This is a genomic window from Pigmentiphaga litoralis, from assembly GCF_048632615.1.
Classification (GTDB): Bacteria; Pseudomonadota; Gammaproteobacteria; order Burkholderiales; family Burkholderiaceae_B; genus Pigmentiphaga; species Pigmentiphaga litoralis_B.
In genome coordinates, this window is sequence record NZ_CP184479.1 from 5,275,852 (window position 1) to 5,301,243 (window position 25,392).

The 25,392-nt window shown below is 65.6% G+C and carries 22 protein-coding genes and 1 pseudogene; 8 read left to right on the top strand and 15 right to left on the bottom strand.

The window, feature by feature from the left end; translation table 11 throughout:
* Positions 1-14: 14 nt before the first annotated feature.
* A complete protein-coding gene (gene prpR / locus ACNANG_RS24395) occupies positions 15-2,000 on the bottom strand; it encodes a propionate catabolism operon regulatory protein PrpR (RefSeq protein WP_420225191.1) in 1,986 nt (661 codons plus the stop codon).
* A gap of 388 nt (positions 2,001-2,388) precedes the next feature.
* Here prpR and prpB point away from each other — a divergent pair, with 388 nt between their 5' ends.
* The 4 genes and pseudogenes from prpB to ACNANG_RS24415 all read left to right on the top strand — a co-directional run bounded on the left by prpB (position 2,389) and on the right by ACNANG_RS24415 (position 8,877).
* On the top strand, positions 2,389-3,291 hold the full coding sequence (prpB, locus tag ACNANG_RS24400) for a methylisocitrate lyase (protein WP_420225192.1): 903 nt from the start codon (positions 2,389-2,391) through the stop codon (positions 3,289-3,291).
* Between the two features lie 41 nt (positions 3,292-3,332).
* Positions 3,333-4,483: pseudogene (prpC, locus tag ACNANG_RS24405) on the top strand (bifunctional 2-methylcitrate synthase/citrate synthase).
* Positions 4,484-4,576: 93 nt separating this feature from the next.
* Positions 4,577-6,028: a bifunctional 2-methylcitrate dehydratase/aconitate hydratase gene (locus ACNANG_RS24410; protein ID WP_420225193.1), complete on the top strand. Its 1,452-nt coding sequence runs from the start codon at positions 4,577-4,579 to the stop codon at positions 6,026-6,028.
* Between the two features lie 431 nt (positions 6,029-6,459).
* Positions 6,460-8,877 (top strand): catalase, encoded by a 2,418-nt coding sequence (locus ACNANG_RS24415; RefSeq protein ID WP_420225194.1) that lies wholly within the window; start codon positions 6,460-6,462, stop codon positions 8,875-8,877.
* 106 nt (positions 8,878-8,983) lie between these two features.
* Here the strand turns inward: ACNANG_RS24415 and ACNANG_RS24420 are convergent, their stop codons facing one another.
* The 9 genes from ACNANG_RS24420 to ACNANG_RS24460 all read right to left on the bottom strand — a co-directional run bounded on the left by ACNANG_RS24420 (position 8,984) and on the right by ACNANG_RS24460 (position 19,192).
* On the bottom strand, positions 8,984-9,514 hold the full coding sequence (locus ACNANG_RS24420; protein WP_420225195.1) for a C40 family peptidase: 531 nt from the start codon (positions 9,512-9,514) through the stop codon (positions 8,984-8,986).
* Between the two features lie 448 nt (positions 9,515-9,962).
* Positions 9,963-11,417: an amidohydrolase family protein gene (locus ACNANG_RS24425; protein WP_420225196.1), complete on the bottom strand. Its 1,455-nt coding sequence runs from the start codon at positions 11,415-11,417 to the stop codon at positions 9,963-9,965.
* A gap of 4 nt (positions 11,418-11,421) precedes the next feature.
* Positions 11,422-12,441, bottom strand: a complete 1,020-nt coding sequence (locus tag ACNANG_RS24430; protein WP_420225197.1) for an ABC transporter substrate-binding protein — start codon at positions 12,439-12,441, stop codon at positions 11,422-11,424.
* Positions 12,442-12,678: 237 nt separating this feature from the next.
* Positions 12,679-13,656: a hypothetical protein gene (locus tag ACNANG_RS24435; RefSeq protein WP_420225199.1), complete on the bottom strand. Its 978-nt coding sequence runs from the start codon at positions 13,654-13,656 to the stop codon at positions 12,679-12,681.
* A gap of 199 nt (positions 13,657-13,855) precedes the next feature.
* Positions 13,856-15,262: an efflux transporter outer membrane subunit gene (locus ACNANG_RS24440; protein ID WP_420225200.1), complete on the bottom strand. Its 1,407-nt coding sequence runs from the start codon at positions 15,260-15,262 to the stop codon at positions 13,856-13,858.
* Between the two features lie 146 nt (positions 15,263-15,408).
* Positions 15,409-16,326 (bottom strand): efflux RND transporter periplasmic adaptor subunit, encoded by a 918-nt coding sequence (locus ACNANG_RS24445; RefSeq protein WP_420225201.1) that lies wholly within the window; start codon positions 16,324-16,326, stop codon positions 15,409-15,411.
* The gene (locus ACNANG_RS24450; RefSeq protein ID WP_420225203.1) at positions 16,323-16,553 is read right to left on the bottom strand and encodes a DUF1656 domain-containing protein; all 231 of its coding nucleotides are present in this window, start codon (positions 16,551-16,553) and stop codon (positions 16,323-16,325) included. The genes ACNANG_RS24445 and ACNANG_RS24450 overlap by 4 nt, the downstream gene beginning before the upstream one ends.
* Positions 16,543-18,705 (bottom strand): FUSC family protein, encoded by a 2,163-nt coding sequence (locus tag ACNANG_RS24455; RefSeq protein ID WP_420225204.1) that lies wholly within the window; start codon positions 18,703-18,705, stop codon positions 16,543-16,545. Before ACNANG_RS24455 ends, ACNANG_RS24450 begins: the two co-directional genes overlap by 11 nt.
* A 19-nt stretch (positions 18,706-18,724) precedes the next feature.
* A complete protein-coding gene (locus ACNANG_RS24460; RefSeq protein ID WP_420225205.1) occupies positions 18,725-19,192 on the bottom strand; it encodes a MarR family winged helix-turn-helix transcriptional regulator in 468 nt (155 codons plus the stop codon).
* 253 nt (positions 19,193-19,445) lie between these two features.
* On the opposite strand from ACNANG_RS24460, the gene ACNANG_RS24465 reads away from it, so the two are divergent.
* A complete protein-coding gene (locus ACNANG_RS24465; RefSeq protein ID WP_420225206.1) occupies positions 19,446-20,390 on the top strand; it encodes a LysR substrate-binding domain-containing protein in 945 nt (314 codons plus the stop codon).
* Positions 20,391-20,411: 21 nt separating this feature from the next.
* Here the strand turns inward: ACNANG_RS24465 and ACNANG_RS24470 are convergent, their stop codons facing one another.
* Both ACNANG_RS24470 and ACNANG_RS24475 read right to left on the bottom strand, forming a co-directional pair.
* Entirely contained in the window at positions 20,412-20,618 is a 207-nt protein-coding gene (locus ACNANG_RS24470; protein WP_420225207.1) for a hypothetical protein, read from the bottom strand.
* An 8-nt stretch (positions 20,619-20,626) separates the two neighbouring features.
* Entirely contained in the window at positions 20,627-21,097 is a 471-nt protein-coding gene (locus ACNANG_RS24475; RefSeq protein WP_420225208.1) for an SDR family NAD(P)-dependent oxidoreductase, read from the bottom strand.
* A gap of 227 nt (positions 21,098-21,324) precedes the next feature.
* Between ACNANG_RS24475 and ACNANG_RS24480 the strand changes: the two genes are divergently transcribed.
* Complete coding sequence (locus ACNANG_RS24480) at positions 21,325-21,927, top strand: PadR family transcriptional regulator (RefSeq protein ID WP_420225209.1); 603 nt, start codon at positions 21,325-21,327, stop codon at positions 21,925-21,927.
* 119 nt (positions 21,928-22,046) lie between these two features.
* Positions 22,047-22,937, top strand: a complete 891-nt coding sequence (locus tag ACNANG_RS24485; RefSeq protein WP_420227651.1) for a siderophore-interacting protein — start codon at positions 22,047-22,049, stop codon at positions 22,935-22,937.
* 57 nt (positions 22,938-22,994) lie between these two features.
* Here ACNANG_RS24485 and ACNANG_RS24490 read toward each other — a convergent pair whose 3' ends face one another.
* Complete coding sequence (locus tag ACNANG_RS24490) at positions 22,995-23,330, bottom strand: thioredoxin family protein (protein WP_420225210.1); 336 nt, start codon at positions 23,328-23,330, stop codon at positions 22,995-22,997.
* A gap of 106 nt (positions 23,331-23,436) precedes the next feature.
* On the opposite strand from ACNANG_RS24490, the gene ACNANG_RS24495 reads away from it, so the two are divergent.
* A complete protein-coding gene (locus tag ACNANG_RS24495; RefSeq protein WP_420225211.1) occupies positions 23,437-24,060 on the top strand; it encodes a DNA-3-methyladenine glycosylase I in 624 nt (207 codons plus the stop codon).
* Here ACNANG_RS24495 and ACNANG_RS24500 read toward each other — a convergent pair.
* Positions 24,046-24,363: a chaperone modulator CbpM gene (locus tag ACNANG_RS24500; protein ID WP_420225212.1), complete on the bottom strand. Its 318-nt coding sequence runs from the start codon at positions 24,361-24,363 to the stop codon at positions 24,046-24,048. The two genes, ACNANG_RS24495 and ACNANG_RS24500, sit on opposite strands and share 15 nt — an antisense overlap.
* A gap of 34 nt (positions 24,364-24,397) precedes the next feature.
* Positions 24,398-25,330, bottom strand: coding sequence for a DnaJ C-terminal domain-containing protein (locus ACNANG_RS24505; protein WP_420225213.1), 933 nt, complete (start codon positions 25,328-25,330; stop codon positions 24,398-24,400).
* Between the last annotated feature and the right edge of the window lie 62 nt (positions 25,331-25,392).

The following is a 25,392-nucleotide window of genomic DNA, read 5'->3' on the forward strand; positions in this document are numbered from 1 at the left end:
TGTCGCCGTCGCCATTATTCCGCATCACGCAGCCGCCGCCATAGCGTGGTGCTGCTGATGCCCAGTACGCGGCATGCGGCGGCGCGGTCGCCGTTGCAGTCGGCAAGCACGCGCTGAATATGCGCAACCTGACTGTGAAGGGATACCTGCGAGAGCGGGGAGAGCGGCGGCTGGCCAGTGCTCGCGGCGCGCGCCCCATCGGGTAAGGCCCCTACGAACATTTCAGGGATAGCCAGCCGCAGAGCATCCTGCTGGATATCGCTTGTCGCAACAGCATGGCCGGCTTCGGCGGCGTCAGAGCCCGCATCATCATCCTCCGCACCCAGCACCGCGATACGCTCCAATACGTTTTCCAGTTCGCGCACATTCCCCGGCCACGTATAGGTCATCAACGCCGCCTCGATCCAGTCGGGCAAGGGCTGCACACGCAAGCCAAGCCGTCCCAGGATCCTTTCGTATACCACGCTGGCGATCACGGGCAGGTCTTCCATGCGCTCGCGCAGCGGCGCGACGTCGATCCGCAGAATGTTGAGGCGGAACAGAAGGTCTTCACGGAACAGGCCCTCGCTCACGCGCGCGGCCAGATCGCGATGGGTCGCCGCCATGACGCGCACGTTGACCGGTACGGGATCCAGGCCGCCGATGGGCAACACCTGGCGTTCCTGCAGTACGCGCAGCAGCCGGACCTGCAGGGCAGGGGACATATCGCCGATTTCGTCCAGGAACAGGGTGCCATTGTGCGCCGCTTCAATCAGGCCGACCTTGCCGCCGCGGCTTGCGCCGCTGAAGGCGCCTTCCTGATAGCCGAACAGTTCGCTTTCCAGCAGGGGTTCCGGAAACGCGGCGCAGTTGACCGCGACGAAGGGAAAGGCGTGACGCGGACTCGCGTGGTGCATGCCCTGCGCGATGACTTCCTTGCCGGTGCCGCTGTCCCCGCGGATCAACACCGTCGAGTCCACCCGCGCATACCGGCGCGCCAGTGTGCGCACGCCGCGGATCGAAGGGGACTGGCCCAGCAGGTCGTCGAGCGTATAGCGAGTGCCGGTGCCACGCGGGCGGTTGCGTGAACGCAGGTTGCGGTCGACCCGCTGGATGGCTTGCGCGTCCTGCACCGTCAGCACCGCGCCGGCGGATGCGCCTTCGCGGATCAGGGGAATGCGGTTGACCACCACCGTCTTGTCGCCCAGCCGGTGGATGGCTTCCAGTTCCTGGCGGCCGGACCGCATGACGCTGTCGAGCGGCAAGGACGGCGACAGCGTCTGCCATCGCTGGCCAAGTGCTTCGTTCACCGGCACGTTCAGGAAGCGCTCCATGGCCGGGTTGAAGGCCTGGACGTCACCGGCGGCGTCGACGGCAACGACACCTTCATTCAAGTGGGCCAGGATGGCGTTGACGTACTGCCGGCGCACGGACTCGGCCTGCCTGACGTGCGCCGCGTCGATGGCGTCGTTCATGGCGGCGCGCACCGAATTGCCCGAATACAAAAAGACGCCGGTCATGCCTGCCTTGTCGGCCAGGTCCGTCACCAGCCCGGGGCCAACGACAACCTGCGTGCCGCCGGCCTTCAAGGACAGCACGAGCGTCGAGGCGTCGTAGCCTGTCAAGTAGGTGTGCAGGGGGATGTCGAGCTGGAAAGCCTGGCAGAAGTCCTGCAGTTCGGCATACACCGACGCGTGCGTGACCAGTGCGATGCGGGGCGACACGCGGCGCGCGGTCGCCAACGCACTCAGGACATCGAAGCCCGTGACTTTGACGAGGATGACCGGCACGGACACGTGCTGGCGCAGGTACGCGCCGTTCGCGCCGCCCGAGACGACGGCATCCACCCGCCGTTCCCGCGCTGCGGCCTCGACGGCCACGGCCGCCGCTTCAAAGCCCTTTTCGATGATCCGAATGTCCGCGCGGTCCGCAAAGCCCGGCACGATCTCGGCAAACGCACCGGACAGGCGGCTGATGCCGGCTGCCCAGATGATCGGGCGAGGAGAAGAGATAGCGACCATGGCGAGGGTGGGTGGCCCGTTGAGAAGAATGGAATAGGCACGGACAGGCGCGGGGCAGGCGGTCCGGGACCGCACATGCGCGCCGCTGACGCCTTGCGGGGCCGCGCCGGCGGGAGGGTGTGCCGCAGCGCTGGCATGACGCTCAGTCGGGCACTCATGATATCGCAAGTTTGCAATGGTAATTTCAGACTTGAAACGACCAAGGATTTCTTGCGCATACACGAGGGGCCGTAGCATGGACCGATCGTCCGCGTTTGGCTTGCTCCGCCGTCGCCGCTTGCACATCGCCGCCGCTTGGCACACCCTTTGCATTGAGACGGCGATCCTCTGACGAACCGGTTCACGGCGTTCCGCCCCCGGCACTCAGCCCACTACCACAAGGACGATCATGAGCCTGAATCCCTCCGCCGGCGCGCGTTTCCGGCAAGCCCTCAAAGACGAATCCCCTCTGCAGGTCGTTGGCACGATCAACGCCAATCACTCTTTGCTGGCCACCCGCGCCGGCTTCAAGGCCATCTATCTGTCAGGGGGCGGCGTGGCTGCGGGCTCGCTCGGCATGCCCGACCTGGGCATCAATACTTTGGACGATGTGCTGATCGACATCCGCCGCATCACCGACGTGTGCGACACCCCGCTGATGGTCGACATCGACACGGGATTCGGACCGTCGGCATTCAACATCGGCCGCACCATCAAATCGCTGATCAAGGCCGGCGCCGCCGCCTGCCATATCGAAGACCAGGCGGGCGCCAAGCGCTGCGGCCATCGCCCGGGCAAGGAGATCGTGTCCAAGCAGGAAATGGTGGATCGCGTGAAAGCCGCCGTGGACGCCAAGACAGATCCGGACTTCTTCCTGATCGCCCGGACCGATGCCATTGCGGTGGAAGGCATCGATGCCGCCATCGACCGGTCGCTGGCATGCGTCGAAGCAGGCGCGGACGCCATCTTTGCCGAAGCGGCCTATGATCTGGACAGCTATCGAAAATTCGTCGATGCCGTCAAGGTGCCGGTCCTGGCCAACATTACCGAGTTCGGCCAGACGCCGTTGTTCAGCGTGGACGAGCTGCGTAGCGCGGGCGTGGGGATGGTGCTGTACCCGCTGTCGGCCTTCCGCGCGATGAACAAGGCGGCCGAGAACGTGTTTGCCGCCATTCGCCGTGACGGGCATCAACAGGGCGTGCTGGACACCATGCAGACCCGCATGGAACTGTACGAAAGCATTGGCTACTTCGACTTCGAACGCAAGCTGGATGCCCTGTACGCGCAGAACAAGGACAAGGCGCCGCGCTGAGCGCCGTTTCGCTGGACCCACCCGAATCAGGAGACTTGTCGATGAGTGCTGAAAAGACCCCTCTCAAACCCAAAAAGTCGGTGGCCTTGTCAGGCGTGGCCGCCGGCAACACCGCGCTGTGTTCCGTGGGCCAGACCGGCAACGATCTGCACTACCGGGGCTATGACATCCTGGATATCGCCGAACAGTGCGAATTCGAAGAAATCGCGCATCTGCTGGTGCACGGCAAGCTGCCTACCCAGGCCGAGCTGACCGCCTACAAAACCAGGCTGAAAGCCTTGCGTGGCCTGCCCGCGCCATTGATGGCGGCGCTGGAACAGATTCCGGCCGCCGCGCATCCCATGGATGTGATGCGCACGGGCGTCTCGGTCCTGGGCACGGTGCTGCCCGAAAAAGACGATCACAACATCCCGGGCGCACGGGATATCGCTGACCGCCTGATGGCGTCGCTGGGCAGCATGCTGCTCTACTGGTATCACTTCAGCCATAACGGCAAGCGCATCGATGTCGAAACCGATGACGACTCGATCGGCGGGCACTTCCTGCACCTGCTGCATGGCGAAGCGCCCAGCGACGCCTGGGTGCATGCCATGCACGTGTCCTTGAACCTGTATGCCGAACACGAATTCAACGCGTCGACCTTCGCGGCGCGTGTGGTGGCCGGCACGGGGTCGGACATGCACTCGGCGATTTGCGGTGGCATTGGCGCGCTGCGCGGTCCCAAGCACGGCGGCGCCAATGAAGTCGCCTTTGAAGTGCAGAAGCGGTATGCCAATCCGGACGAAGCCGAAGCGGATATCCGCCGCCGGGTCGAGGCCAAGGAAGTGGTGATCGGTTTTGGTCATCCGGTCTATACGGTGAGCGATCCTCGCAACCAGGTCATCAAGGAAGTGGCGCGTGAGCTGTCGAACGCCAGCGGGTCCACCCGGATGTTCGACATTGCCGAACGGCTCGAGACCGTCATGTGGGACGTCAAGAAGATGTTCCCGAACCTGGACTGGTTCAGCGCCGTCAGCTATCACATGATGGGTGTGCCCACCGCGATGTTCACCCCCTGTTCGTGATCGCGCGCACCGCGGGGTGGAGCGCGCACGTGATCGAGCAGCGCATCGACAACAAGATCATCCGGCCCAGCGCGAACTACACGGGGCCCGACAACCTGGCGTTCGTACCGATCGACGCGCGCACCTGACGACGACGCCGAGGTCCGGCCACCTCGGTCGCCTTGCGCCGATCCACCCGCCATCCGGCCTTTCCTGCCCATCCTGTCCCTTTATCGAACACCATGAGCCAACACATTTCCAACGTCCGTCCCCAACCTGATCAGGTCCTGACCGACATCGTCGACTACGTTCTGAACTACCGCATTGACAGCGAGCAGGCATACGACACCGCCCGCAATTGCCTGATCGACACCCTGGGCTGCGGCCTGGAAGCGCTGGAATACCCCGCATGCACCAAGCTGCTCGGACCGGTCGTGCCCGGCACGGTCGTACCCCACGGGGCCAAGGTGCCAGGCACGCAGTTCCAGCTCGACCCCATCCAGGCCGCGTTCAATATCGGCACCATGATCCGCTGGCTCGATTTCAACGACACGTGGCTGGCGGCGGAGTGGGGCCATCCGTCCGACAACCTGGGCGGCATCCTGGCCACCGCTGACTGGCTGTCGCGCAATGCCATTGCTGATGGCAAAGCGCCGTTGACGATGAAAGACGTGCTGACGGCCATGATCAAGGCGCACGAAATCCAGGGATGCATCGCGCTGGAAAACTCGTTCAACAAGGTCGGCCTGGACCATGTGGTGCTGGTCAAGGTCGCGTCCACCGCCGTCGTCGCGCAGATGCTGGGCCTGTCGCGCGACGAAATCATCAACGCCGTGTCCCTGGCATGGGTGGACGGCCAATCGCTGCGCACCTACCGTCATTCTCCAAACACGGGGTCGCGCAAGAGCTGGGCGGCCGGGGACGCCACCAGCCGCGCGGTCCGTCTGGCCTTGATCGCCAAGACCGGCGAGATGGGTTACCCGTCGGTGCTGACGGCCCCGACCTGGGGCTTCTACGACGTGCTGTTCAAGGGCAAGCCGTTTGCCTTCCAGCGCCCTTACGGCAGCTACGTCATGGAAAACGTGCTGTTCAAGATTTCCTTCCCGGCCGAATTCCATTCGCAGACGGCCGTCGAGGCGGCCGTCACCCTGCACGGCCAGTTGATGGCCACGGGGCGCACCGCGGCGGACATTCGCAAGGTCACGATCCGGACACACGAAGCCTGCATTCGCATCATCGACAAGACCGGCCCGCTGAACAACCCGGCCGACCGGGACCACTGCATCCAGTACATGGTGGCGGTGCCGCTGCTGTTCGGCAGCCTGACCGCCGAGCATTACGAAGACAAGGTGGCCGCGGATCCGCGTATCGACGAACTGCGCAGCAAGATCGTGTGCGTGGAAGACCCGCGCTTTACGGCCGACTATCACGACCCCGACAAGCGTTCGATCGCCAATGCGTTGACCGTCGAATTCCACGATGGCACATCGCTGGCCGAGATCGAGGTCGACTACCCGATTGGCCACGGCCGGCGGCGGCATGACGGCATTCCCTTGCTGGTGGAGAAGTTCAGAACCAATCTGGCGCGGCGGTTCCCGGCCAAGCAGCAGCAGGCCATCCTGGATGTCTCTCTGGACCAGGCGCGGCTCGAGGCGATGCCGGTCCATGAGTATGTGAATTTGTACGTGATCTGATTCCCTGGCGCGGCGGTGCCGCGCAGGGTGGGGCAGGCGTAGCCCCAGGCAGGCGGCGATGTGTGGCCCGGACAGGCGGGCGCATCGCCGCCTCGTTTTGCTCATCCATGGTATCGGTTGCGCATAGATCCTTACATGCTGTAGCGCGGATAGGGCAGAGCAAAGGCGTAGGATGAGTTGCATCACAGGCGCGTCGCTTGTGACCCTCGCCAAAGCCGTCGTGCTTTGAGAACTGGACGCCCGGCGATGCTGGGTGTGTCGGACCCTCCGGTGGCATTGGCCGCGCAGGATGGAGGCCGATGCCGTCCAGTGCGGCAAATCCCGGTTTCGCCGCAAACCGCCCCTGGGGCGCACACGTGCCAATGCGAGGTCCTTCCGTCCGGGAGGAGCCACGGGGACGGGTGCGCACCACTGACCCGTGAGGAACCCCCGTGGCCACCACCAAGAAAACTGCACCAGCTGGCAAAACCGAACCAAAGAAAGCGGCTGCCAAGTCGTCCGCCCGCACGACATCGACCGGTCCATCGCATCCATCGACTGCCCCCGGCGATCTGCCCGCCGAGCACATGCAGCTCGTGAACGAGCTGTCGGCATCGATGCGCTACAACGTCAACAAGGCGGCCGAACATGGTCGTGACAACGCCGTCTCGCCACCACAGGGCGTGACCAGTGAGCCTGGTTCCCCCATTGCAACGGGCAGCACCCTGAGCGAGACCAATGCGTCCGCCAAGGTCGGCAGCGGCGTGCCTCCGATTGGCACCAATGCCACCATCCAGTCGCTGGATCGCGTGCGCGCCGACGCCACGGGCCAGGTGCTGACCACGAACCAGGGCGTGCCGATCGGCGACAACCAGAATTCGTTGAAAGCCGGGCTGCGTGGCCCGACGCTCATGGAGGACTTCATCCTTCGTGAAAAGATCACCCATTTCGACCACGAGCGTATTCCCGAGCGGATCGTGCATGCACGCGGTTCGGCTGCGCATGGCTACTTCGAGGCGTACAAGCCGCTGACCGAATACACCCGCGCCGCGCCGTTCAAGGAAGCGGGCAAGATCACGCCGGTATTCGTGCGCTTTTCGACCGTGGCCGGCGAACGTGGATCGACCGACACCGCCCGCGACGTGCGCGGCTTTGCAGTCAAGTTCTATACCGATGAAGGCAACTGGGACCTGGTCGGCAACAACATTCCGGTCTTCTTCATCCAGGACGCGATGAAGTTCCCGGACCTGGTCCACGCGGTCAAGCCCGAACCCAACAACGCGATTCCGCAAGCCGCCTCCGCCCATGACACGTTCTGGGACTTTGCATCGCTGATGCCCGAATCGACCCACATGCTGATGTGGGCCATGTCGGATCGTGCGCTGCCCCGCAGCTATCGCATGATGCAAGGCTTTGGCGTGCACTCGTTCCGTCTGGTCAACGAAGCCGGCGAATCGGTATTCTGCAAATTCCACTGGAAGCCGCTGCTCGGCACGCATTCGCTGGTGTGGGACGAGGCGGTCAAGATCTCGGGCGCCGATCCTGACTTTCACCGCCGCGACCTGTGGGAAGCGATCGAAGCCGGTGAATATCCTGAATGGGAATTGGGCCTGCAGATCTTTACCGAAGAACAGGCCGAGTCATTCAGCTTCGACATCCTGGACTCCACCAAGCTGATTCCTGAAGAACTCGTACCGGTCATGCCCGTGGGCCGCATGGTGCTCAACCGCAATCCGGACAACTTCTTTGCCGAGACCGAGCAGGTCGCCTTCTGTACCGCTCATGTGGTGCCAGGCATCGACTTCAGTAACGACCCGCTGCTGGCCGGCCGCAACCACTCGTACGTCGACACCCAGATTTCGCGTCTGGGTGGCGCCAACTTCCATGAGATCCCGATCAATACGCCGATCGCTCCCGTGGCCAATAACCAGCGCGATGGGCACCATCGCCAGACGATCAACCGTGGCCGCGTGGCCTACGAGCCGAACTCACTGGGCGGGGGCTGCCCCTTCCAGGCCGGCATGAAGGGTTTCGTGTCCTTCCCCGAGCCTATCCATGAAGACAAGGTGCGCGGCAAGCCCGAGAAGTTCGCAGACCACTACACCCAGGCCACGCTGTTCTACAACAGCCAGACCGACGCAGAGAAGCAGCACATCATTGGCGGCTTCCGTTTCGAGCTGAGCAAGCTGACGGTGCCTGCTATCCGGGAGCGGATGCTGTCGTCGCTGATGAACGTGTCGATGGAACTGGCAACCGAGGTGGCCGATGGCCTGGGCATGGAACTGCCGGAAGCCATGCCCAAGGCCTTGGAGACCGACGTGACGCCGGAAGTCACCGTGTCGCCCGCCCTGTCATTGACGGCGCTGCCAGGCGAAGGTGGCGTGCGGACCCGCAAGATCGCGATTCTTGTGGCCAATGGCGTAGAGGGCGCCTCGGTGCAAGCCCTGCAGACCGCGCTGGTCGATGCCGGCGCCGTGCCACTGCTGGTGGCGCCGCGTCTGGGCAAGGTCACTGCCGCGGACGGAACCGTGCTGGAAGCGCAGGCATCGATGGAGAACACGCCACCCGTGCTGTTCGACGCGATGGTGCTGCCTGATGGAGAAGACGCCGTCGCCCTGCTGGCGCGGGTTGGCTACACGGACGAGTTCATCAAGAACCAGTACCGTCACTGCAAGACGATCCTGGTCCTGGGTGCAAGTTCGAAGCTGACCGAAAAGATGGGGATCAACCCGACCTTGCCGACAGGCGAGACGGATCCGGGCCTGTTGTTCGCCGATGCCTCGGGCATCGACGCGGCAGCCCAGCAGTTCATCGACGCCGTGTCGCAGCACCGCCATCCGGCGCGCGACATGGATCCGCCGCTGATCTGAGTGTGACGGGCCCAGGGGCCTTGGCCCCTTGCGTGCCCCGGTAAAACGAAAGGCCGGAACGTTGCGATACGTTCCGGCCTTTTTCGTGCGATGCGCGAAAGAACGGTCAGGGCAGGGTGCCCGAAATCAGGCGGCGCGCGCCGGTGAAGCGGCGTTTCCAATACGAGTTGTGCATGTCATCGACGCGCACTTCGGACCCGCGCGACGGGGCGTGCAGGAACTGGTTGCCGCCCAGGTAGATGCCGACGTGCGAGCCAGGGTCGCGGCGGGTATTGAAGAACACCAGGTCGCCGGGCTTCATCTGAGTGCTGGAGACGGCAGTGCCGGTCTTGCGCTGTTGCTTGGCAATGCGCGGCAGGTCCATGCCCAAGGTTTGCTGGAAGACGAAGCGGACGAGGCCGCTGCAGTCGAAACCATCTTCGGGATTGTCGCCGCCCCAGACGTAGGGGGTGCCGATCCAGGATTCGGCGGTTTGCACGACGCGCTCACGGATCGAGAGGCGGGGTTCGGCATCGGCTTGGCGCTCGGTCACTGCATAGGCAGGAGCGGCCATCAGGGCGGTCAGCAGGGCAAGTGTTGCGGGAAGGCGGAAAGCGAAGGCACGAAAGAGGGCGCCGGAAGGAAAGCGAACAACCATTGTGGAGGGTACCGTCAGAAGGGACAGAAAACTCGCGGCTTACGAGGCGGTGACCAGACCTGTTGCTGCAAATAGCTACAAGCCCGACGGGATTCTAACAAAAGACGCGTGAAAAAATGTTACGGATCGCCGGAGTTACAGTTTTTTGACGGGGGATGCCTGCGAATTGCTAGGAATTTAGCGCAGGGGGTTTAAGAAGAACCCTTACAAATGCACGGGCTGCCGCTCAATCGGAAGGCCGAAATCACCCTGCGCGTGTCGGGTCCGAAGGTCATCTGCCGCGGGCAAAGGCAGGAATCGGGTCTACCTACACCCGATTCCTGTTCCTGGCAATACCGCTTCGATGGGAATCACACGACCTGGCGGTCCCGCTAGTCACGAGTCAGGCACGGACCGCGGGTTACCTGAAGAGGCAGGGTCCGACCGGCCACGTCCGATCGTGATCGCGTCAGAGTGGCGTGGCATGCTCGCGCATCCACGCCACGGCGGCGCGCGCCTCGTGCCGCAAGGCATCGACATCCAGCCCCGCCAGCACGCCGTCATCCACGACCTGCTTGCCGCCCACCAGCAAGGCCTTGACGCGACCTCCTCCGGAAGCGACCGGGGCGATGCCCAGGTCATGCAGGCCGAAGTGGCGCGGGGCATCGACCGCATGCAGCGCCAGGTCGGCCACCCGCCCGACTTCGATGCGGCCGAGGTCGGTCAGGCCAAGCACGTCGGCGCCGCCCGCGGTCGCCCAGCGCACGACGTCTTCCACCGTCGTGCGATTGCGCCCGGCTTCGCCTTCACCGCCGTGCAAACGGGCACGCGTGCCTTCGCCTTCCTTGGCCCGCTGCATGAGCCAGGCGGCATGGACTTCGGAATACATATCGGCCGCCTCGTTGGACGCGGCGCCATCGACGCCGATCGATACCTTGGCGCCCGCGGCCTCCAGCGCTTCGACCGGCGCGATGCCGCTGCCCAGCCGGGCATTGCACTGCGCGCAATGGGCCACACCGGTGCCGGTCGCGCCAAGCAAGGCGATCTCTTCCGCATCCAGCTTGACCAGGTGCGCGAAGGACACGTCCTGGCCTACCCAGCCGTTATCGGCGCAATACTGCACGGCCGACTTGCCTGCGATCCGGTGCGCGTCGTCCTGGTAGGACACGGTTTCGGAAAGGTGGGTATGCATGCGCAGCCCCAGGCCGCGCGCAAACGCGGCGCTTTCGCGCAATTGCCCGGCGTCGACGCCATGCAGGGGATTGGTCGGCGCCAGCACGACTTTGCGGCGCGCATCGGCGGCAGGGTCGTGGTAGCGCTGCGCCAGCCGCTCCACGTCGGCCAGATACTGCTCGAACCGTTCTGGCCGCAATGAGGCGGGCAGGGTGTCTTCGACCTGCCGCACGCGGGTCTGGCCGCCCCGGCACAGCACGAAGCGCAGGCCCAGCCGGTCCGCTTCCTCGAACAGGATGTCAGACGTGTCGAACCCGAGACCCGGGGCATACAGATAGTTGTGATCCGCAACCGTTGCGCAGCCCGACAGCGCCAGTTCGACCAGCCCGATGCGCGCCGCCGTGCGGAAGCGGGACTCGTCAAAGGCTGGGCGATAGCGAAAAGGGATCGCCGTCAGCCAGGGCATCAGCGTGACATTGATCCCCAGCGGATCGCCTTTGAGCAACGACTGGAACAGGTGGTGATGCGTATTCACCCAGGCCGGGTAGACCACACAATCGCTGGCATCCAGCACGCGTTCGCCCGGTTCGGGCGCCAGCGAGCCAATGGCGTCGATGCGGCCGTTACGCACCCGGATGTCGCGCGCATCGCTGCGCCCGTGCGCGCCGGGCAGGCCGGTCAGGATGGCCTGGGCGCCGCGGATCAGCAGGCTGTGCCCGGCAGGTTGCAGGGTATCGATGGAAAGCGCCATGGCTTCAAGCCTTGGCCATGCGATCGGCCAGCGGCGGCAGGAAACGCAGGTCGTACAGGCTGTCAACGGTGGGGCGGGTCTTCAGGCCGAAGGTGTCCGACACCATCGTGATCTGTTCGGCCACCAGTTCCTTGCGCACGTCCCCCATGCCATGGGTCCGGGTGTCCGGGGCAGCCAGGTACTTGGCGGTAATCAGCCAGCTGTCCAGTTGCACCTTTTCGTCGATCAGCGGATCACGCTGTTTGACGATGGCCATCGCGGCGACGGGGTTGACCAGGGCGTCCTGCAGGCCCCGGTTGCTGGCGCGCAAGAACGCGGCCAGCGCCTTGGGATTGTCGTTGATCAGCTTGCTGCTCGCCAACACGGCGTTGCCATACAGGTTGACGCCCGCGTCGGCAAACGGCAGCACACTGAGCATTTCCGGCTTCATGCGCTGGAACAGCGTCACGGCCGAATCGTGGAAGTACGTTGCTCCATCGACATCGCCGCGCACGATGACGTTGTCGCGCAGGCTGAAGTCGGTAGTGACCCATTCCAGCGCGTCGTCGGACAGGCCTGTCTTGCGCGCCACCATGGGCCAGGCGCGCTTGGTGGACTCGACCGCGGCGGCGGCAATGCGCTTGCCCTGCAAGCTCTTGAAATCGGTAATGCCGCGGTCCTTGCGGCCAATGATCGCAAAAGGCGCGCGGTTGTAGTACTGGTAGACGGCGCGTAGCGCAGGCGTGCCGGTGGCGGCGCCGTGGTATTCGATCAAGGAATTGATGTCGCCCAGACCGATGTCATAGGCCCCGGTCACCACGCGGGTAATGGACGCGACCGACCCGCTGCCGGCGTCGATCGTGACATCCAGGCCTTCTTCCTTGTAGTAGCCCTTGGCGAGCGCAACCAGGAACGGCGCGGTCTGTCCGGTCACGCGGTAATCGAGCGTGAAGCGCAGGCGGGTGAGGGGCTGGGCACAGACGACGGGCGCGGCCAGCACGGCTGCGGCGGCAGCACCCAATTTCAGCAATTGACGGCGATGCAAGGTGAAGCTCCTTCGGATAGCGGTCGGCGCCGGGGACTCGGCTTGCGACTTGAAGTGGGAATTCGCCCAGCCCGGCAGCGTCGTGGACGATGCACCGGCGGTGGGCACTTCAAGAGCAATTTCCGGCCACGCTGGCGACCCGTGCACCGGGACGGTGCCGAAGGAACGGTAGGTGGTGAACGCTTCTACTCTTGCCTCGGTTCAAGCACGTAGCGTGCCATGCAAAGGCAACCTGGCTTACTCGAGCCGACCCTGTCCGTTCAGACGCTGCCAGGTCGCAACCCATTCCAGCGCATGGGCGGTGCCGGCCTCGGGCGTGTCGAAATCCGTGGTGGGCGGGATCATGCAGGACTGGCGGTTGCCGCCCCATTTGGCTTCCAGTTCGATGTGCGGCTCAAAGCGGTTCTGCCGATTGCGGCGGATATGCACGCGCACGCTCCAGTCGCGCGCGCCGGCTTCATCGGGCGATGCGGGCGTGGCGCGGATCAGGACGCTCTGGATCACCGCAAGCATTACCAGCAGCGGCAACATCAATTCGAAGATCTCTTCGAAACTTTGCAGCACCGTGTTGACGGTGGCGGGTACCGATGCCATCAGGCCCGTGGAGACCAGCGTGACCGGCGTCCGGTCGAAGGCCTTGGCCAGCACGATGATGATCAGGAAGGTCATCAGCGTCAGCGCGGGGGCACGGCGGGACAATACCGCGTCCCACCAGGGCCGCGCGCCCCGGCGTATCAGCCACAGCATGGACAGCAGGGCGGGCAGCAGCGTCACCACCGCCATGACGATCTGCTCGAGCGACCCGTAGCGGTTGTAGAACCGCGCCTTGAGGATGCTGATGCCGAACATGGCCTTGTGCAGGTCGGCTTCGCGCGCGGCCAGGGACAGCAGCACGATGCACAGCGCAAGCTTGTCGGTTCGGGTCAGCCCCGGCATGCGGGTCATCACTACGCAGGCGACCGACGCCAGGTATAGAAAGATGGTGCCGCTTTCGACCGGGCCGCCTTCTTCCAGGAAGCCGGACGGCATGACCGTTGGCGTCAGCAGGCCGACGGCCAAGGCAGCCAGCGCAAAGACGGCAGCCAGCACCAGGCTGGCCTTGCCGCTGGACAGGCCACTGACGGACGGCGACAACGGAATGGCAGGAACCTGAACGGGAGCCGGTGGTCGTTCAGAGCGCGGCGACAGGTTGCTGGGACGAGCGTGGTCTGGCATGCCGGACGTTCCTTAAATGAGCGCCAGACTGAGGCTGCCGGGCAAACGTACTGAACGCAGCAAGGAGCAGCCAGGCACGTAGCCGGGCAATTGGCTCTTGCGCAAGATGACAACAAGATGACATCATACATACGTACATGAACGTATGTTGAAAAAGTCCATGGCTCAGTAGGGGATTTGTGCCGGCACAACGTCGGGATCAACCTTCCCAGCCGCCTCCCAGGGCCAGGAAAATCGCGATCTGATCGGCCGACAGCAGGCTGTCGGACGCGGCCAGCGCGGCATCGGCGGAGGCCAGTGTCCGTCCGGCATCCAGCACGGTAAGCAAGTTCTCGCGGCCGCGAGCGTACAGTTCGTTGGCTTGTTGCGCGGCCACGGCGCTCTGGTCGCGCGCAGCGCGCAGGGCAGCGTTGCGATCGAGCTCGCGGGCGTAGACGGTCAGCGCGGATTCGGCTTCGCGCAGCGCGCCCAGCACGACCCCGTCGAAGCGAGCCAGGCTGGCATCGCCGTTGGCCTGCGCCTGCGCGATGCGGGCGCGTGCAACGCCGGTATTGGGCAGGGTCCAGGAGATCAGCGGGCCGACGCTCCAGCGGTAGCTTGCGCTGTCCAGGAACCGGGCTGCCGGGCCGGTTGATCCTGCTGACAGCCCCAAGGAAATGGTCGGGTACAGGTCGGCCGTGGCCACGCCGATGCGCGCGGTGGCGGCGGCCAGTGTGCGCTCGGCTTGCCGGATGTCCGGGCGCCGGCGCAGCAGGGCCGCACCGTCGCCCGCGGGTATCGCCTGGACAAGGCGCGGCGGCGCGTCGCAGGCGGGATCAGGCGCATCGGCGGGGGTATGACCTGTCAGGGCCGCCAGCCGAAATGTCGCCACGCGCCGCTGCGCCGCAAAGCCGGGCAACGTGGCGCGCAAGGTGTCGAGCTGCGCCGCGGCGCGCACGCGATCGAACGCGGTGCCGCGGCCCGCCGCCGCCAGCCGGTCGGTCAGGTCCAGGCTGCGCTGTTGCAAGGCCACCTGGTCTGCTGCGGCCCGGGATTGGTATTGCGCGGAACACAGGTCGGCGTAGGCACGCACGGTATCGGCAACCACGGTCATGCGGGCCGCCTCGTAGGCGGCCTGCGTGGCCGAGGCATCGGCCTGCGCCGCTGCAATCGACCGGTCGATGCGCCCGAACAGATCCACCTGATACGACACGCTGATGCCCGCGTCGTACGACACCCGGTTGGGCAACGCGTTCTGCAGGCCCATGGCCGCTGCCGATGCATGCCCCAGCGACGGCCCGCCGCTGATCCCGATCGCCGGCAAGGCGGTGGCGCCGGCTTCCCGCACCACCGCCTCGGCACGCCGCAGGTTGGCCGCGGCGGCTTGCAAGTCCTTGTTCGCGGCCAGGGCCTGCGCCACCAGATCGTCCAAGGCCGGGTCCTGGTACAGCCGCCACCAATGCGGCGGCAGCGGCGCGCTGGTGACGCCGGGTTCCGTGGCGCCGATCAGCGGGCCGTTGGCCGAGGCGGCGTGGACGACGGCGGCAGCTGGCGCGCCCGTGTCGTCGCGGCCCACGTGCGCGCAGGCGGCAAGCCCCAGCACAAGGACGACGGGCAAGACCGCCATCGTCCGTGCAGAGGACGCGCGACCGGAGGCTGGCTGGTTGCGGGCAGGGCGGCAGGAATGACCACGCACCGACGGGTCACATGTGAATCGCGCCGACACAGCGCGCAGAAAAATCGTACGAATGCGGGCGCAAAGGTCATTCATGATCAATTGACGACCGTCACGGTTGCGGTCTGCCCGGCCACCAGCCGCACCGACGCCGGAACGTTCTCCAGCGACACGCGCACGGGTACCCGCTGCGCCAGCCGCACCCAGTTGAAAGTCGGGTTCACATTCGGGAGCAGGTCGTTGCCGGTACTGCGGTCGCGGTCGGCGATGCCCGACGCGATGCTTTCGACATGCCCTTGCAGGGCATGGCGCTCGCCCATCAGCACTACGGACGCTTTGTCTCCCAGTTGGATATGCGGCAGCTTGGTTTCTTCGAAATAGCCTTCGACGTAGAACGAATGCCGGTCCACCAATGCCAATACGGCCTTGCCCGCGGCGGCATAGGCGCCGGTGCGCAGATCGAGGTTGGTGACGGTGCCATCGACCGGTGACAGGACGCGTGTGCGTTGCAGATTGAGCGCGGCCGTGTCCCGGTTGACGACGGCCTGCATCAGCGCCGCGCGGGCCTGCTCGACGCGCGCCAGTCCCTGCTCGCGCACTTCGGCCGATACCAGATCACCCAGTTCATGGTTGCGCCGGGACTCGCGTTCGGCCTGGGACAGCACCGCGCGCTGCTGGCTTTCGGCGGACTGCGCCTGGCGCAGCGCAAGTTCGAAGCGGGTCGGATCGATCCGGAACAGCACCTGGCCGGCATGCACCGATTCGTTGTCATGCACGGCCACTTCCACGACCGGCCCGGTCACGTCGGGCGCGATCTGCACCACCGACGCCTTGACCCGCCCGTCACGTGTCCAGGGATCGATCTCGTAGTGATGCCACAGACGCAGGCCTGCGAACGCGGCCCCGATGACCACGATGGCCGTGACCGCGACACGGCCGGCTTTGGGTGCGTAGTGGGAAAGGGCGCGGGAAGTGGCGCGGATGACGCGGCGGACAGCAGGGGCAGGGCGTTTCATGGAAGTGACGACAGAAGGGTGGGCGACGCGCCCGCGGTCAGGGCGCAGACGCCGCCCAGCACCAGGATGAACAGACAGAAATCGAACAGGGCCGGATGCCACACGTAGCGATAAAACCCGATCGCGGCAAGCAGGCGCCGCAGCAGGCTGGACACCAGCAGCGCCGCCAATGTCAGCACCAGCAAGGCCGGCACGAAAATGCCATGCAGATTGACTTCACCGATCATGCAAGGGCTCCGCTTCGGGCACCGCGCGCAGGGGACGCGGCGCCGCCATCGGCCCCACGTATGCGTCCGCGGCGGGGAACAGGCTGTTGCGCAAGCCGGCCAGGGCAATCACCGCGCTGTCTCGCGCCGCACTGGCCGGGCCGGCCACAATGGCGCGCAGCGCGCGGTCCAGCGCGGCCAGCACAGCGGGTCCGGGCGCGCCGCGTGCGCCGGCCAGTCCTGCGGCCCTGAAACGGCCTGCCGACAGGTCGCCAAAATGACGCGACAGCGCGCGCAGCAACCGGCGCAGCGCCAGTTCACCGTCTTGCAGCAGCGGGCGCGCGCGCTGCAGTTGCGCGATGGTGTCGCCCACGCGCAGGTCCTGGAACGCATCGGCCGCCACTTGATGTTCCGCTACGCTCGACAAGGCGAGCCGGGGCGCAAGCAGGCCCACGCGATCCAGCATGCGATTTGCGGAGTTCTGAGGCGCGACGGCCCGCGCGGCCGACGGCCCGCGCGCACCCGCCATGGCGGCAAGTTCGGACCAGCCGGCGCGCAGCAGCCGCCGGGCCGTCCATTCGGCGCCGACGCTGCGCAGCAATTGCGTGATGAGCACGGCCGCGGCGGTGCCGGCGATCTGGCCGATGTTGCCGTTGATGAACGATGCAAGGTCGGCCGTGCCGGTGTCGTGCAGGCTAAGCGTCGATCCGAAGCCAAACAGCAGGGCCATGGCGCGCAGGGTGGTTTTCGGGCGGGCGACGAAGATGCCGATCGCAATGATCGCCGGCGCGGTCGCGAGCGCGAGCATGCCGAAACCATTGATGGCCGGCATGACGACCAGCAGGTAGAAGGCCGACAGCGGCAAGGAATAGATGGTGTAGGCCAGGAAGGTCTTGATGCTGGGCGCGGGATCGTCCTGCGTCGCAAAGAAGCAGCAGAACACCGCGGCGATCAGGGCCGCCGCCGACCCCGACGGCCACCCTGTGCCGATCCAGAAGGCGCAGCACACCAGAATCGCAATCACCGCGGCGAATGCCGACAGCAGCGCCAGGCCATGATCGCGATGGAAAGGGGTGCCGAAGCGCGCACGGATCACGCGGGTCATGCCGACGGTCAGGCGCGCCGGACCGCCACGCGCAACGCTGCCGATCTGCGCCCGCAGACGCCAGCTTTCCATGCGCGCATCCAGCAGTTCGTGCAGCCGCGCACACAGATGGAAGGCCATCAGGTCCCGCCAGGACGACGTAGCGTCGACCCCGGGGGTGCACGCATGGATACGCGTCTTGAGCGCGGCGCGTTGGGCGTCGGCGAGCTGCATGCGGGCAGCGTCGGCCGATGATGCGCCATCGGCGGGTTCCCAGGCCGCGATGTCGTCCAGCAGCGCCGCGTGGTCGGCCGACAGACCGCCTTGCGCCCGCAGTGCCGCCACGGCGTCTTCGATCGCGGCCAACACCGGCAGCAACAACGCCATGCGGTCCTGCAGGGCGCGCAAGGAATGGGAGGTGAAACGCAGGTGCGACGTATCGAAGGGCAGGTGGGTCGACAGCACGCGCAGCTCGGTAATGTCGCTGGCGACCTTGCGGCGGTCACGATCGCTCTTGGCGTCGCGGCCGCCGCGCAAGGCATCGCGCATCCAGGCCCGCGCGTCCGCCAGCGCCGCATCGAGCCGCTTGAGCAGCACGGGTCCCAAGCCCTGCGGAAACACCAAGGAATGCACCAGCGTGCCGCACACGATCCCCAGCGAAATTTCGATGACGCGCGCCAACCCCACGTCGAAGATCGTTTCTGGTTGAGACACCGCCGGAAAGCCGATCAGCGCCGCGCTGTAGCCGGCCAGCATGAACACGTAGCTGCGCGGCGTCCGATCGAGCAAGGACAGATAGAGGCAAGCCCCGACCCACAAGGCCAGTGCGAGCGACAGCAGTTCGGGCGCATTGGAAAGCAATGGCACGAGCGCGATGGCTGCCGCGGCGCCCAGCGCCGTACCGAGCAGCCGGAACACGGCCTTGGACCGCACGGCGCCCGACAGCGGCTGCGCGACCACGAACACCGTCAACATCGCCCAGAACGGCCGCGGCAATCCCATGCCCATCGCGATGAAAAGAGCCAGCATGGCGGCGGCGTAGTTCTTGAATGAGAACAGCCATTCGGCCCGGGTCGGCAAGGCAGTCATGGGCGGATCGGCACACGGATCATTTGCGGTTCAGCTGACCCAGCAGGTCGGGGCGCCCGAGCGCATCGGCCACGCTGCCGAACACGCGCATGCAGGCTTCCAGGTCATCCACCGACACCCCATGGAACACGCGTTTGCGCCACTGGATCAACGATGCTTCGATATCGTCGCGCAGCAGACGGCCTTCCTTGGTCAGGTACAGCGTCTTGGCGCGCCGGTCATTGGCGTCGTCCTTGCGTTCGACCAGACCGGCCGCGCAGAGCTGGTCGATCAGGCGCACCAGCGACGGGCCTTCAATGCCAACCGCTTCGGCCACCGCGCCTTGCCGGGTGCCTTCGCCCAGCCGGCCGATCATGACCAGGGGCCAGGCCGCCGCGTGCGACAGGTTAAAGCCGGCCAAGGCGGCGTCGGCCTCTTGCTTCATGGCGCGCGTGACCACCACCAGCGCGGTGCTGACCGACATGCGCAGGGAATCTGCAGGTCTCATGAAGCCTATCTTACCCTAATAGATAGGAAGCTATCAATTAGGATGGAATACAATTCAGGAGGCTGTCAGGATGTCAGTGGCTGACCCGGATGTCCGGCGTGCGTCTCGCGGGCTGGTAGAATCGCCGACTCGCTTTTCACCCGTGCTGTTTGCGCTTCTTTACCGATGGGTACCACCACGCCGCTGCGGCGTGCGTCCTGCCACCGTGAAGACTGCTTTGCATCACGCCGGCTTCACGGCAAGGACTGCTCTCATGCGTTTTGACCTGATCGATCTCGGTCTGTTTCGCCATATCGTCGAAGCGGGCAGCATTACCCACGGCGCCGCGCGCGCCAATCTGGCGCTGGCGGCGGCAAGCAAACGCATGCGCAACCTCGAGGTCTCGCTCAATATCCAGCTGTTCGAACGCGCGCGGCAAGGCATCACCCTGACGCCCGCTGGCCGCACACTGCTTGCGCACGCCAAGACCATGCTGGAACAGGAAGACCGCCTGCGCGGCGACCTGCATGCGTATTCGGGTGAGCTGGCCAAGCAGGTGCGCCTCCTGGCCAACAACCACGCGCTGACGGCTTTTTTGCCTTCCGCGTTGGCGATGTTCCAGAAACTGCATCCCGACCTGCATGTCGAGGTCAACGAACGCCTGGCCGACGAAGTGGTGGAGCAGGTAGGCGATGGCACGGCTGACCTCGGCCTGTTGCCCGCAACCACCGATACGGGCGGGCTGGAAACCTATCCTTTCCGGTCCGATCGGCTGGTGCTGGTCGTGCCGGCGGGCCACCTGCTGGCACGGCGCAAGGGCATGGGGTTTGGCGACGCGCTGGACCAGCCCTTCGTGGGACTGGATGCACGCAGCCCGTTTCAACAATTCCTGTCGGACAAGGCCCTGGCGCAAGGCAAGTCGGTGAACCTGAAGATCCAGGTGCGCAGCCACGATGCCATTTGCCGGCTGGTTGGGGGCGGTGCGGGAGTCGGCGTGGTGCCCGAGGCGGTGGCGGCCCCGTGGGTCAAGGTCGGGCAGCTCAAGGCGATCGTACTGGCCGACGCCTGGGCCCTGCGAGAACTGGTGATCTGCCTGCGCCGCCTGGCCAATCTGACGCCCGAAGCGCGATTGCTGGCCGAATATCTGGGCGGCGGATCGGCGGCCGACAAGCCGGCCGATGCGGCACTCGAACCTGGGCAGCAGGGCCTGTTGATCTAAGGCAGGGCCGCCACGCCGCGCCTACCAGGGCATGGGCTCGCCCTGGTAGTCCACGAAGGCGCACACCTTCTTGCCCGCATGCGCATCCAGCGTGCGGATCAGGCCTGCCGCGCTCTGTTCCACCGTTTCGGTCGCATGGGGTCCGCCCATGTCGGTCTTGACCCAGCCCGGGTGCAAGGCCAGCAGGCTGAATGGCAATACGTCCAGGGTCGATGCCCAGCTCAGCATCAGACTGTTCAGCGCGGCCTTGCTCGCGCCGTACAGGGCATGCCGCCGGACCGGTTCAGGGTCAGGCTGGCCATCTGCGAACTCATGAATCCGATCACCCCGCCATCGACCACGCTGCCGCACAACTGCTGCGCCAGCCGCACCGGCGCGATCGCGTTGGTCATGAAGAGCACACCGGCTTCCTCCATCGTCGCGGCCGCGACGCTTTGATGCAGGGGTGTCTTCACACCCGCGTTGAACACCATGCGGTCGAAGGTCATGTCCCCAAATCCCGCGCGCAGCACGCTGGCCGCGTCGGGCTCGTTCAGGTCGCACGTGATCAACGTCAACGCGCTGCCGTGTTTGCGCTCGAGCGCCTGTAGGCCTTCGGACCCCGCCGGGTTGCGCGCCACGGCCACCACATGATGCCCCTGCGCCAACAGCGCCGTGACCAATCCCAACCCGATACCGCGCGATGCGCCAGCGATCAATACGTTCATTGCGTCTTCTCCTGAAGTCAGGCAAGCAAGGTAGCGCCACGGCTTGCTGGCAGGCAAGTCACCGGACGTGTCCATCGGTGCCAGCGCCTGCCGCGTGCCGATGCTGTCCTAAAACATATCTAAAAACATGTGTCGTAAAACGTGTTTTTAGATATACTGAGTCCACTGCTGCAGCGAAGATGGCGAGGCGCCACCCTGGCGTACCCCCGCTGCGAACAAGGATCACCATGCATGGACACCATCGAGGAGGCGGCCGGGGCGGCCGTCGTTTCTCCGCCGGCTTCGACGACACGCAAGCCGGCCGGCCGGCATTTCGCACCGGCCGCAGGCTGACCTCCGAAGACCTTCAACTGGTGCTGCTGGCGCTGCTGGCCGACAAGCCCAGTCATGGATATGAATTGATCAAGACTCTGTCGGAGCGGTCGTCCGGTTTCTATGGGCCAAGTTCGGGCATGGTCTATCCGGCGCTTGCCTATCTGGAAGATATCGGGCACGCCACCGTCACGATGGAGGGCGCCAAGAAACGGTATGCCGTCACGCCCGACGGCGAAGCCTGGCTGGCCACCCAGCGCCACGTGGCGGATGACATCCTGGCGCAACTGGCCAGCGTCGGCGCCAAGATGGCCCAGGTGCGGCGTGTGTTCGCGGGCGAAGAAGACGCCGATGCCGTCGCGCCCGGCACCCCCGAATCGCTGATGCTGGCGCGGCTGAGTCTCAAGCATGCCCTGCACGACCTGGGCGCGTGTACGCCGGAAGGCAACCGCCGCATTGCAGAGATCCTGCAACGCGCGACCGACGACCTTCGTCAACTCAAACAGGACCTGACATGAGCAGCACACCGCAATCTGCAAGCATCGACGCCCGCACCGCCGACTCCCGCACTGCCGACTCCCGTACCGCCGACCCCCTTGCTGCCGACAACCGCGGGGCCGAACCCGCTTCGACTGGCATGGCGGCCCCGGCGCGCGGCGTGCGCCGCGTGCGGCACGAACTCAAGATGCGCCTGCTGCAGGTGCGCCGCGTCGAACCCGTTACGCCGCGTCTGCTGCGCGTCACCCTGACGGGCGACGATCTTGAAGGCTTCACCAGCGCGGCATTCGACGATCACGTGAAGGTGTTTTTCCCGGCGGCCGGCCAAAGCAAGCCCGACCTGCCGCAGTTGGGCCCCAACGGCCCGACGGGCCCCGGCGGACCCGACGCAACGGACACGCCACCCTCGGCGCGGCGCGACTATACGCCGCGCCGCTATGATCCCGTCGCCCGCGAACTGGACATCGAATTTGCCTTGCACGGACACGGTCCGGCTGCGGAATGGGCGGCGCAGGCGCAAGCCGGCCAGTACCTGGGCATCGGTGGTCCGCGGGGGTCGATGGTGATGGAAGGGGACTTCGACGGCTATTTGATGGTCGGTGACGAAACCGCCTTGCCCGCGATGGCCCGTCGTCTGGAAGAACTGCCGGCCGGCGCCCGGGTCTGCGTCGTGGCGCAGGTGGCCGACGCGCAAGAAGAGCAGACGTTCAAGACGCTGGCCGACCTGACGGTGCGCTGGGTGCATCGTGGCGCGTCCGACGATGCGGCTGCCGAGACGGCTGCGGTTCAAGCCGCCGAGGGCCAAGCCCCTATGGGGCAGGCCGCCGCGGGCGACCCCGTGGTGGCCGCCTTGCGCGATCTGCAACTGCCCGACGGCGACATCTATGCCTGGGTCGCGGCGGAATCCAGCGTGGCCAAGGCCGTCCGCGCCTATCTGGTGGGCGAGCGCGGCCTGAACAAGGCGTGGATCAAGGCCGCGGGCTACTGGCGCCGCGGGGCCGAAGCCACCCACGACAAGCACGAGGAATGATCCGGTTCCTGACGGACGGCTCGGCAGCTTCAGGCAAGGGTGGCGTAAAAATCGGACTCAAGGCAGTTCAGCCGGCACGCTGTCCTGCGCCAGATGCACCTGACGGCGGATGTCCCATTCCGCCAGCGTGGCCTGGACCGACCCGTAGAACACAGCGTTCTTCACGACATACATCGATGGCAGGTGGAACACTTCATAGCGTTCCACCAGCCCGCGGTTGTCGCCGGCGTCGATCCAGCAGATGCGTTCGACGGGCAGATTCATTTTGGGCAGATTCTCCCGTGCCAGCCGGCAATTGGCGCAGGTGCGGCTATGGAAGACCACGAGCGAGACGCCGGTGGAATCGAGCAGGAAGCGGTCGGCGGTACTGTCGTTGAGATCAAATTCTTGCATGGCGGGCCGAAGGGCGTAGGGAAGGGCATCAGTGGCGGGTGGCGATGGCGCGGACCGGCCGGGCCGAGGCGCACTACGATAGCGGATTGCGAACCGCAGGAACACCATGCCGCCGACTTTTGAAGACGGCCTCACGCGCTGCGCGTGGGTGACCGCCGATCCGGATTACCGTCATTATCACGACACCGAATGGGGCATGCCCCTGGGCACCGACACGGCGCTGTTCGAGCGCATCAGTCTGGAAGGCTTTCAGTCGGGCCTGAGCTGGCTGACCATCCTTCGCAAGCGGGAGGCCTTTCGCGCTGCCTTTGCAGGGTTCGACATCGACCGACTGGCGCGTTTTGACAACAAGGACGTCGAACGTTTGTTGCAAGACGCAAGCATCATCCGGCACCGCGGCAAGATCGACGCGGTACTGAACAATGCACACTGCGCCATCGCGCTTCGGAAAGAGGCTGGATCGCTGGCTGCATTCCTGTGGCGCTATGCGCCGCCCGAAACCCTGCCGACCACCCCAGTGCGCGCAACGTGTCCCGAATCGATCGCGCTGTCAAAAGCGTTGAAAGCGCGAGGCTGGAAGTTTGTCGGACCGACCACGCTGTATGCGTTGATGCAGGCAACGGGCATGGTGAACGACCATGCCGCCGACTGCGCCTACCGCGGCGTCGTGCACGCCGCGCGGGCCGCGTTCGTGCGGCCTGCCGACGCCCGGCCCTTACCGGAGACCTGAGCGACGCAACTCCGCCCGCAGGGCCAGGATTTCATCCATCAGGTCCAGCGCCAGCGCCACGCCGGGCGGATTCAATTCCAGATCCTGCTCCAACCGGCACGCCAGTCGCGTGCGCCGCAGCGACACACCCGTAAAGCGCCATTCGGGCGGCCGGTCGCCCACGGGCTCGAGCATGCCTTCGGATACCCAGGTCATGACACGCTCGCGCGGCGCGCCACTGGCCTGACACAGTTCCAGCAAGGTCAACTGCACATCTTCTTCGACGACCCGGCCCTGAAGGGCCGGCGATTCATTGGCGGTCATCACAGTCTCCTGATGTGGCCCGATGCGCGTCCGGTCAGAACCCCGCGCGTGGGTTGAAGTGGAAGGCTTTCTGCATGGCGGCGTAGGCGTCACGCGCTTCGGGCGTGTCGGCGGGCGGCAAGGCAATGCCCACGACCACGTACAGATCGCCCGCCGGATTGCTTGGCAAGCCCTTGCCCTTGAGGCGCAGCTTGCGGCCGGCCGAGGTGTTGGGCGGAATGGTCAGCTGCACCGATCCGTCGGGTGTCGGTATGTCGACCGTGGCGCCCAGCGCCGCTTCCCACGGGGCCAGCGGCAGGTCCACGTACACGTCCCGTTCGTCCACACGGAACAGACGATGCGGGCGGAAGGCGATTTCGAGATAGAGATCGCCAGGCTGGCCCTGGCCTATGCCGGGGCTGCCCTGGCCGGACAGACGCAGATGCTGGCCTTCGCGCACGCCCTTGGGAATGTTCACGCTGAGCGTGCGTTCCTGCGTCGTGACGCGGCCCGACGCATCCGTCGTCGGCATGCGCAGCGTGACATTGCGCGACGCGCCGCGATAGGCGTCTTCCAGGTCGATCAGGACCTTGGCATGGTGGTCTTCACCCTGGGCGTGCATCGGCCGCCGGGCGCGGCCGCGTGCCCCGCCGGCCTGCCCGCCGAACATCGACTCGAAAAAGTCGCTGAAGTCGCCACCATTGCCGCCGCGGCCCGTGAACTCGAAGCCGGCATCCCAGTTGGGTGGCGGCTGGAAGTCCTGGCCGCCTTGCCACTGCGTGCCCATGTTGTCGTAGGCCGCGCGCTTGTCAGGCTCTTTCAGCACCTGATAGGCTTCGCCGATTTCCTTGAAGCGGGATTCGGCGTCGCTTTCCTTGCTCACATCAGGATGGTATTTGCGCGCCAGCTTGCGGTAGGCGCCCTTGATCTCGGCTTCGGTGGCCGTGCGCGGCACACCAAGAATGTCGTAATAGTCTTTGTATTTCATGGCCCTTGGCGTCGAAGAGTGGGGAAAGGGACAGAACGGATAGGCATTACGTGTGGTCGCAC